Source organism: Azohydromonas caseinilytica, assembly GCF_012927045.1.
Classification (GTDB): Bacteria; Pseudomonadota; Gammaproteobacteria; order Burkholderiales; family Burkholderiaceae_C; genus Azohydromonas; species Azohydromonas caseinilytica.
On sequence record NZ_JABBFW010000013.1, the window covers coordinates 143,129 to 151,715 of the forward strand.

An 8,587-nucleotide genomic window follows, 5' to 3' on the forward strand; every position below is an offset into this window, starting at 1 on the left:
ACGCTTTGTGGCGTGGGACGTAGAAGGCGGGCGCCGGACGAGGTGCCGTCATGGTGTGCACAGACGCACGGCTGTCCAGGGAGAAGCCAACCGCTCGTCAGCACGGAACAGGGTTCAGAAAAACGAGCGTCATGCCTGCGCAGCCGGGCATGACGCCGCTTCATGCTTCAACCGGCACGGCAGCCGGCCTGTTTAGAACCATATTTGACAAGAAATACACTTATTGATGCCAAGTCCTGTAACCCATGTATTCAGGCATCTTATGCTACACAGATGGAAACGCATTACGGCAGACATTCGAAAACAGTGATATTCAACACAATATTCATTCAACCACAAGCAAGCGACAAAACAAGCCCGGCAATCACAGGGAGACAATATGACAGGATTCGTCATCTGCTATCACCCTCAAGACAAGGATTGGGCGGAATACATCGATCAATGCTTGAGAAGCCTGAAATACGATACTTTTCTTGACCTCATTGACCTGAAAGCCGGCGACAACGCCATACAGGAACTTCATTCCGCGATACAACGTCTGCAAGGCGCAGTCCTGATTGTTTCAGAGTATTTTTTGCGTGAATCTCGGGATGAGATATGGACTGCCATCGTGCACAGCGGATACAGAGTCATCCCGATCATTGTCGATGACTCCTCACTGCAAGGGCTGCTGGCGCCTCTAACGAGCATCAGGCTCCACGGACTGAATGATGCGCAGGCCATGGAAGCGATACGCCAGGGCCTCGAACCGCGGCGGCGGCGCAACCGTCCTCCGGCATTCACGGACACTCAGGCGCCCACGGCCCAGGCAACTCCCCCCAATGCCTGGCGCCGGCTGCTGGACCGGCTCCTGCCCCGGTTTCACTTCTGGCTGTGCCTTCACGGATTTCTGCAAAAACCCTCCGAGTATTCGGAACTGCACAACTATCTTTCCGAATGCCGCGCTTCGTTGCAGCAGAGCATCCGGAGGCGCTTCTACATACCCATGGACGCACGTGCGCTGCCTGTGCCGATCTCGCCGCTGGCCACGGAGCAGGAGGCATTCGTTCAACCGGTACGGCATTTGATCCGCCAGATTACCGGCAGTACGAAAGGGGGAGACGGCGCGACGGCGCAACTCAGCCTGGTCAGCCGCCGCAGCCATGTCGTTCATAACATCGTCAAAACGCTGCTCAGGAGTTCCGGCCCGCTCGTGCTTCTGGGCGACCCCGGCAGCGGCAAGACAATGACCCTGGAACACGCGATGCTGGCCGTCATCGAACAGCAGAGGCACCGCATTTATCCATCCATTCCAATATTTGTCAGGTTGGGTGATTTTCACGTCGAGCAACACGCGCCGTCGTTCGATGATGTCCAACAGTTCATGCTTTCAAATCTGAACACCCACATCAGAGCCCACTGGGTCACGCTGCGGGACTCGGGCCGCATCATCGTATTTTTTGACAGCATCGACGAAATGAGCCGCGACCGCTACGGCCAGCACAGCGCGGCACTCAGCAGTTATGCGAGCAGCGTCTATCCGCTCGTTCGCACGCTTTTTTCATGCCGAATCAACGACTTCAGTCCAGAATTCTCACACGACCGCCTCGTATTGCTGCCGTTCGACCGCCGGCAACTGCAAGAATATCTCAGGCTCTACATACCCCACTGGCCGCTACAGATTTCGGGCGAAAGTTTTTCAACAAAATCACTGGCCGCCCGACTCGAATCCGGCAACCTGTTCGTCGACCCGAGGAACCCATTCGTGCTGTGGCTGCTGTGCATCTACCTGTGCAACAAGAAATCCTGGCCGACATCCCGCCCAGGCCTGCTGGCCTTCTATTGCCGGCATGCTTACAACGAAAAACGGGCCGACCGGAAGAATGCGAGCACATTTGCCCGAATCAAGCGGCCGTTCACGGCCCTGAGCCGGCTTGCATTCATCTTGATGCAACGCAACCTGGGCACGTCGGCGACATTGAGCGAAATACAGAAAGAGCTTCCGGACATCGACGTCATCACGTTGATATTCGTCGGCACGCGCTGTGGTTTCCTGGAACAGTCGCTGAACCAATCCGTGCCCCGCGTACGCTTCGCACACCATCGGCTGCAGGAGTTTTTCGCTGCCCGCCATCTCAGGCATTCGAGCACGGAGTTCGACTGGCTGACGGTGATGGATGCCCCGAGATGGCAGGAGACACTGATCAATTACATACAACTGGGAGGGCGCCAGGAGCCCGTGGAGCAACTGGCCGAGTCCGTCAACACACACGTTTCCGAGATCAGGGCTCGAATTGGCGCTCCAGATCTCCGGTGGCGCCGTCGTCCCATGGACAGATATGGCATCAACGATGCCGCAGAAACGCTGCTCGCTGACCGGGTCGACCTGCTGTCCCGCCTGGTACAGCATGGGATAACCGGCATGTCCGCGACAGCGGTGGCCACGCTGGAGCAAGGTATTCAACTTTTGACCCAATATGGCAATCCAAGCAGCCAAGTCAAGATGTTGTGGGCCTGGAAGAACGTGCCCGATGCCGACGTCGGAAAAGAAATCGGCCAGCTGCTGAACTCCTCAATAGCTTGGGTGCGCAGCCAGGCGCTGACGCTGATCGCGGAATCCCCGGCGCATCGGCAGCACCTCGGCACCGACACACCGATGCAAATTGCTACGATCTGGCCCGGTGTGAACTGGCGCACCGGTTCCGCGATCATGCGAAAGCCATCGCGGCACAGCAAAATCGGCGGGCCTGGAGCCACCTGCTTTATGGCCTGATTTCAATGGCATTGCTGCTGTCCGGCATCATGCTGCTGTGCAGCTCATTATATTGGGCAGCCTTTATTTCTAAATTACCAGCATTTCAAGCCACATTGCCATATCACTGGTTCGCAGCCATCGTGGTTGCCGCAATCATTATCAGCTTCACATTGGCGCCCAAGCTGATGTGGCTATGGGCCACAGGTACGGCCCTGTTCACCATCAGTGCATTTGCCATACTGCCGGACGCGTGGACAGGCTCACTTGGCAAGGCCGTGTCATCGATCCCTCTCACCGTCGGGGCCGTCTTCCTTGCACCTGCATTGGCCATTCCGGCCGGAATCATCCACAGCGCAACTCTTCTCACCTACTTGCTGGCCACGAAGAAAAGGAAAACATGGCTTTCAAGCTTCAAATTGCTGAGCCGAGTGACATGGGAAGAATGCGAATACAAAGAAATGGGCTCTTTCAGTATGGGCGCCGTCGCAACCATTGCTGTAATAGCGTTATTGACTTATCTGCTGTCGCCAGTCATATCTTATCTGTTTACCTCCTTGAGGCCATGGTTCGAAGCGGCATCATCCAAATTCGGCATACCTCCGGTAGGCATTGGAATTTGCATTGGGCTCTCGTTGTATGCATCACTGCCATTCTTCGTCGACAGGATGAGAAAAGCGTCGCAACAGAAGTTTGTCAACAGAGTGCCCAGGGCGCTGGGCACCGCTTTCCTGGTATTCACGGCAACCATGCCGGCAGCACTGACCGGCGCATGGGTCTTTGCGAGGCTGGACCAATGGCTGGGCAGCATGGGCGCTCAAATCGTCATAACCCTGGCGATAATTGCAGGGCTGATTGTTCTTTCCAAGCAATGCTGGAACGTGGCGAAAAAACTGGCCATCGCCCTTGCCATCGCACGGCAGCCTTACCGCCCTTGCCAATTCACGCCAGCACAATGGCAGGCGATGGTCAAGAATGCCACGCCACACGGAAAGGAATCAATCTTGCAGCGAACCAACCACCAGGCGCTCGGCCTGGAGCCGCGGCAGTTTCTCGACCTGTTGCGTGACATGAGAAAAAGCTTCGAAACGGACCCGGCCCTGGGCACCTATTGGCGCATGCGGCACGAGCTGGAGCAGATATTGCGCCAGGAACAGCAAGGCGGGGTCGGTTCGCCATGAAAACCATTTTCCTGAGCTACAACGGGAACGACTTGGCCTGGGCCGAATGGGTCGGCCAGGAGATCGAAAAGAAAAATGCCCAGGTCATACTCCAGCACTGGGACTTTGCCGCCGGCGCGAACTTCGTCGCAAAGATGCACGAAGCCCTCCAGACCTGCGACAAGCTGGCCATCATCCTGTCCCGGAATTACCTGTCTGCCCGATTCACCAACGAGGAATGGCAGGCCGCATTCGCCCTGCGCCACCGCATCATTCCGTTCCGGATCGATAACTGCGAGCCGCCGGGATTGCTGGCGCCAATAGCCTATGTGGACCTTTTCGGCCAGACCGAGGAAGAGGCGCGCCGCAGGATCGCCGACGCCCTCGACCCCAAGGACCGGCGCTCCCGGCCCGTCCCTTTCCCGGGCCGCAGGCGCTGACTGCGGCGGTGTCCGCGCCGACACCGCCACGGGAATGCCACGAAGGTTCGTGACGGGTCCTGGCGGCCAGGCATTGCGCAGTGGCGGCAAGTGCCCGGGTGTGTCGTCCGGCGCCTCAGTGCCGGCTCTCCGACAACCCCGTCCCCGAGCTGCCCGGCATCGGCCGCCCCATGCCGGACCCGGAAGGCGTGCCATCGCCGGCGTTGACGGAAGCCGTCTCGGGATTGCCGGCGCTGGCGGCGCTGGACAGCTCATCAACGCGGCCTTCGGTCATGCCGCTGCCCATGCCGGAGCGGCTCATCGTGGCGGTCATGCCGCTGCTGCCCTTCTTCTTCAGGTACGCGGACGCGGCGAGCGCGCCGACGACGGCGCCGATCAGGAATCCAGCCATGGTGATCTCCAAAAAGTGGGTTGAACCGGTTCAGGGCAAGGTGCATTCCCTGCGGCCCCGCCCGCGGGCCGGTTCGAGGCTCAGCGCGCCACGCGCGCGAAATGCGCCAGCACCGAGCGCAGCGCGTCGGGCTCCACCGGCTTGGTGAGATGGGCGTCGAAACCGGCCTCGGCCGTGCGGCGGCGGTCGCGCTCCGCACCCCAGCCGGTGAGCGCGACGATGGCCACCTTCTGGAACTGCGGGTCGGCCCGCAGCCGCCGCGCCACGTCATAGCCGTCCATGCCCGGCAGGCCCAGGTCCAGCAGCACCAGCCGAGGCCGGAAGGCCTGCGCCTGGCGCAGCGCCTCGGGGCCGTCCGCCGCACAGGCCACCTCGTGGCCCAGCGCGCGCAGCAGCGACACCAGCATCGCCAGCCCGTCCGGGTTGTCCTCCACCACCAGCACCCGCGGCCCCTGCCCCGGCGCGGCGTCCTGACTGGACACCGCGGGCGGGGGCACTCCTGCCGAGCGCGCCAGCGGCAGCTCGACGGTGAACGTGCTGCCTTCGTCCAGGCCGTCGCTGCGCATGCGCACCGCGCCGCCGTGCATCTCCACGAGCTTCTTCACCAGCGACAGCCCGATGCCCAGCCCGCCCTTGGCGCGCCCGGCGCTGTGGTGCAGCTGCGTGAACATCTGGAACAGCCGCCCCTGCTGCTCCAGCGGCACGCCCACGCCGTTGTCCACCACCTCGATCACCGCGCGCACGCCCGCCGCCCAGCCGGCCAGGCGGATCTCGCCGCCGTCGGGCGTGTACTTGGCGGCGTTGGACAGCAGGTTGCCGATGATCTGCACCACGCGCGCCGGGTCGGCATCCAGCAGCACGTCCTCCTCGGGCAGTTGCAGCGTCAGGCGGTGCCGCGCGGCCTCGATGGCCGGGCGCGCGGTCTCCACCGCCTCCAGCATCAGCCGGCGCAGCGGCACGCTGCGGCGCTGCAGCGTGATCATTCCGCGGCTGATGCGCGAGACGTCGAGCAGGTCGTCGATGAGCCGCGCCATGTGCGTGGCCTGGCGGTCGATGACGTTGTGCGCCTGCGCCTTCAGCGCGCCTTCGGGCGACAGCCGCATCAGCTCGACGGCGTACTTGATGGGGGCCAGCGGGTTGCGCAGCTCGTGCGCCAGCGTGGCCAGGAACTCGTCCTTGTGCCGGTCCTGCTCGCGCAGCATCGCCGCCGCGCGCACGCGCTCGATGTGGGCCCAGCTGCGCTCGACGATCTCGCCGACGATGGAGATCTCCTGCGGTGTCCAGTGCCGCGGCGTGGCCTGGTGCACCGCCATCATTGCCACCAGCCGCCCCTGCTTGACCAGCCCGGCGCAGATGATGGCCTTGACGCCGATGGCGTTGAACATGCGCCCGCCGCCCTCGTCGCCCAGCTCGCGGTCCACGTCGTGCACCACCAGGTGGCGGCCGTGGCGCAGGTTGGAGGTGGCCTGCGGGCCGAACAGGTCCAGCGAATAGACGCCCGCGCTGCTGGCCACGCCCGGCGCCGACCAGTCGCTGCGGATGGTGAAGCGGTCGTTGTCGGGCTCCACGTCGGCGTAGGCGCAGCGCGTGGCGCCCAGGTGCTGGCCCAGCATGCGCGCCGTCACCGCCATCACCTCGGTGGCGTCGGTGAGCTCGCGCGTGGCCTGGCCGATGCGGTCCAGGAAGCGCAGCCGCTCCTCGCTGGCGCGCAGCGCGGCCTGGGCGCGGCGCTCGGCCGTCACGTCCACGCAGGTGCCCACCCACTCGCGGATCACCCCGCCCACCAGCACCGGCGCGCCCTGCGCCATCACCTCGCGGTACTCGCCGTCATGGCGGCGCAACCGGTAATGCAGCACGAAAACGCCGCCCGTGGTCACCGCCGCCTGCCAGCGGTGCAGCACCGCGGCGCGGTCCTCGGGGTGAATGGCCTCGCTCCAGGCCCAGCCACGGTACTGCTCGAAGGTCTGGCCGGTGAACACGCTCCAGGACGGGTTCTCGACCTCGATGCGGCCGTCGGCGGCGGTGTGCCACACCACCACCGCCGAGGGCGCGGGCGCCGCGCCCGGGGCGTCCCGGGCGGCGTGCAGTTCATCGGGGGAAACAAAAGAGGCCGCCATGATCCGGGCCTGCAGCAAGCGGCCTTCCCGGGTTTGCGCCGTCTTCAATGCGGATGAACCCGCAGGCCGATCCGGGAAGTACGGCAGGGATCAGGCGGCCGTCAGCAGCCCCTCCAGCACGCCGGGCTCGACATGCCGGTCGATGAAGTCCGCCATGCCGTCGAAGACCTGGTCCAGCGCCGGCACGCTCACGCCGAACAGCGCGCGCAGCACCTCGGGCGATTCGAACAGCCCGTGCGCGTACAGGCCCAGCACGGGGCCGTGCTGCCAGCCGATGGCCTCGCCCGCGGCATTGCGCAGCGCCGGCACGCACTCGCCCACCGCCCGGGTGCGGCCATGGCGGATCTCGTAGCCCGCGCAGGCCAGGCCCGAGAGCTCGGCCCAGGGCGCTTGCAGCGTCTCGAAGCCGACCCGGCCCGGGCGCAGCAGCTTTTCAGGGTCGAAGGTGGTTTCCAGCGGCAGCAGGTCCAGGCCGGGGCCGCTGCCGTCCACGCCATGCGGATCGTGCAGCGCGCGGCCGAGCATCTGCAGCCCGCCGCACACGCCCAGCAGCGGGCGGCCCAGCGCGACGTGGCGGCGAATGGGCGCGTCCAGCCCCTGCGCGCGCAGCCAGGCCAGGTCGCCGCTGGTGTGCTTGGAGCCGGGCAGCACGATCCAGTCCGCCCGCTCCAGTTGCGCCGGCGTGCGCGCCCAGGTGAGGCGCACGCCGGGCAGGCGGCGCAGCGGCTGGAACTCGTCGAGGTTGCTGATACGCGGGTAGGCCACCACGGCGATGTGCAGGCCCTCGCCGCCGCCAGCGGCCTCGTCGTACAGGCCGTCCTCCTCGGGCAGGCCGTGCTCGCGCCACATCGGCAGCACCGCCACCGTCGGCACGCCCGTGAGCCCCTGCAGCTGCTGCGGCCCCGGCGCCAGCAGCGCCGCGTCGCCGCGGAAGCGGTTCAGCACGAAGCCGCGCACCAGCGCGCGCACCTCGGCCGGCATCAGCGCGTGCGTGCCGTAGAGGTGGGCGAAGGCGCCGCCGCGGTCGATGTCGGTAACCAGCAGGCAGGCGGCCTGCGCCTCCTGCGCGGTGCGCAGGTTCACGTAGTCGCTGTGCTGCAGGTTGATCTCGGCCGGCGAGCCCGCGCCCTCGATCACCACCAGGTCATGGCTGGCGAGCAGTTCGTGCAGCGCCTCGCGCGCCGGCGGCCACAGCTGCTCGCTGCGCCGGCGCCAGGGCACGGCCATCAGGTCCGGCCGCACTTGGCCCAGCACGACCACTTGGCTGGCGGTGTCGCGCTCGGGTTTCAGCAGCACCGGGTTCATGCGCACGTCCGGCTGCACCCGGGCGGCCAGGGCCTGGAAGTACTGCGCGCTGCCGATCTCGCCCGTGCGCCCGCCCAGGCCCGGCACGACGCGGGCGTTGTTGCTCATGTTCTGCGCCTTGTAGGGCGCAACCTTCAACCCGCGGCGCGCATACCAGCGGCACAGCGCGGTGGCGAGCCAGCTCTTGCCTGCTCCGCTGGTGGTGCCCAGCACCATCACGGCTTGTCCCAAGGAATCCCCCTCCTCTGTCGAAGCCCTGATTGGACACGAGGCGCGCGGGCCGTCCCGGCCGGGCAGCGTCCGCCGTGGCCCGCGCGCTCAGAAGGTGTGAATGAATCTCCCGGCCGCCGGGACAATGGGCGCATGAGTCAAGCGCCGTCCGCAGCAGGGAGTGAACAAGGCCAGCCCAGCCTGTTCGGTGAAGGGGAGCTGCCCGCTGGGCA

The 8,587-nt window shown here is 64.9% G+C and carries 6 protein-coding genes; 3 read left to right on the plus strand and 3 right to left on the minus strand.

What is annotated here, in order from left to right:
• Positions 1 to 379 precede the first annotated feature (379 nt).
• The 3 genes from HHL10_RS18230 to HHL10_RS18240 are packed head-to-tail and all read left to right on the plus strand — an operon-like array spanning position 380 to position 4,331.
• Positions 380 to 2,752 (plus strand): TIR domain-containing protein, encoded by a 2,373-nt coding sequence (locus HHL10_RS18230; RefSeq protein WP_169161819.1) that lies wholly within the window; start codon positions 380 to 382, stop codon positions 2,750 to 2,752.
• 5 nt (positions 2,753 to 2,757) lie between these two features.
• Positions 2,758 to 3,912 carry a hypothetical protein gene (locus tag HHL10_RS18235; RefSeq protein ID WP_169161820.1) on the plus strand — a complete coding sequence of 385 codons (1,155 nt, stop codon included), beginning with the start codon at positions 2,758 to 2,760 and terminating at the stop codon, positions 3,910 to 3,912.
• Positions 3,909 to 4,331, plus strand: a complete 423-nt coding sequence (locus tag HHL10_RS18240; protein ID WP_169161821.1) for a toll/interleukin-1 receptor domain-containing protein — start codon at positions 3,909 to 3,911, stop codon at positions 4,329 to 4,331. Before HHL10_RS18235 ends, HHL10_RS18240 begins: the two co-directional genes overlap by 4 nt.
• Before the next feature lie 115 nt (positions 4,332 to 4,446).
• Here the strand turns inward: HHL10_RS18240 and HHL10_RS18245 are convergent, their stop codons facing one another.
• The 3 genes from HHL10_RS18245 to HHL10_RS18255 form a co-directional block, all read right to left on the minus strand.
• A complete protein-coding gene (locus tag HHL10_RS18245) occupies positions 4,447 to 4,722 on the minus strand; it encodes a hypothetical protein (protein ID WP_169161822.1) in 276 nt (91 codons plus the stop codon).
• Positions 4,723 to 4,802: 80 nt separating this feature from the next.
• Positions 4,803 to 6,839 (minus strand): hybrid sensor histidine kinase/response regulator, encoded by a 2,037-nt coding sequence (locus tag HHL10_RS18250; RefSeq protein WP_169161823.1) that lies wholly within the window; start codon positions 6,837 to 6,839, stop codon positions 4,803 to 4,805.
• 90 nt (positions 6,840 to 6,929) lie between these two features.
• Positions 6,930 to 8,360 (minus strand): cobyric acid synthase, encoded by a 1,431-nt coding sequence (locus HHL10_RS18255; RefSeq protein ID WP_169161834.1) that lies wholly within the window; start codon positions 8,358 to 8,360, stop codon positions 6,930 to 6,932.
• Positions 8,361 to 8,587: the final 227 nt, after the last annotated feature.

Excerpts from the sequence above, each read along its gene's own strand:
- HHL10_RS18230 (WP_169161819.1), top strand. The coding sequence starts at position 380 with ATGACAGGATTCGTCATCTGCTATCACCCTCAAGACAAGGATTGGGCG.
- HHL10_RS18235 (WP_169161820.1), top strand. The coding sequence starts at position 2,758 with ATGGCATTGCTGCTGTCCGGCATCATGCTGCTGTGCAGCTCATTATAT.
- HHL10_RS18240 (WP_169161821.1), top strand. The coding sequence starts at position 3,909 with ATGAAAACCATTTTCCTGAGCTACAACGGGAACGACTTGGCCTGGGCC.
- HHL10_RS18245 (WP_169161822.1), bottom strand. The coding sequence starts at position 4,722 with ATGGCTGGATTCCTGATCGGCGCCGTCGTCGGCGCGCTCGCCGCGTCC.
- HHL10_RS18250 (WP_169161823.1), bottom strand. The coding sequence starts at position 6,839 with ATGGCGGCCTCTTTTGTTTCCCCCGATGAACTGCACGCCGCCCGGGAC.
- HHL10_RS18255 (WP_169161834.1), bottom strand. The coding sequence starts at position 8,360 with ATGGTGCTGGGCACCACCAGCGGAGCAGGCAAGAGCTGGCTCGCCACC.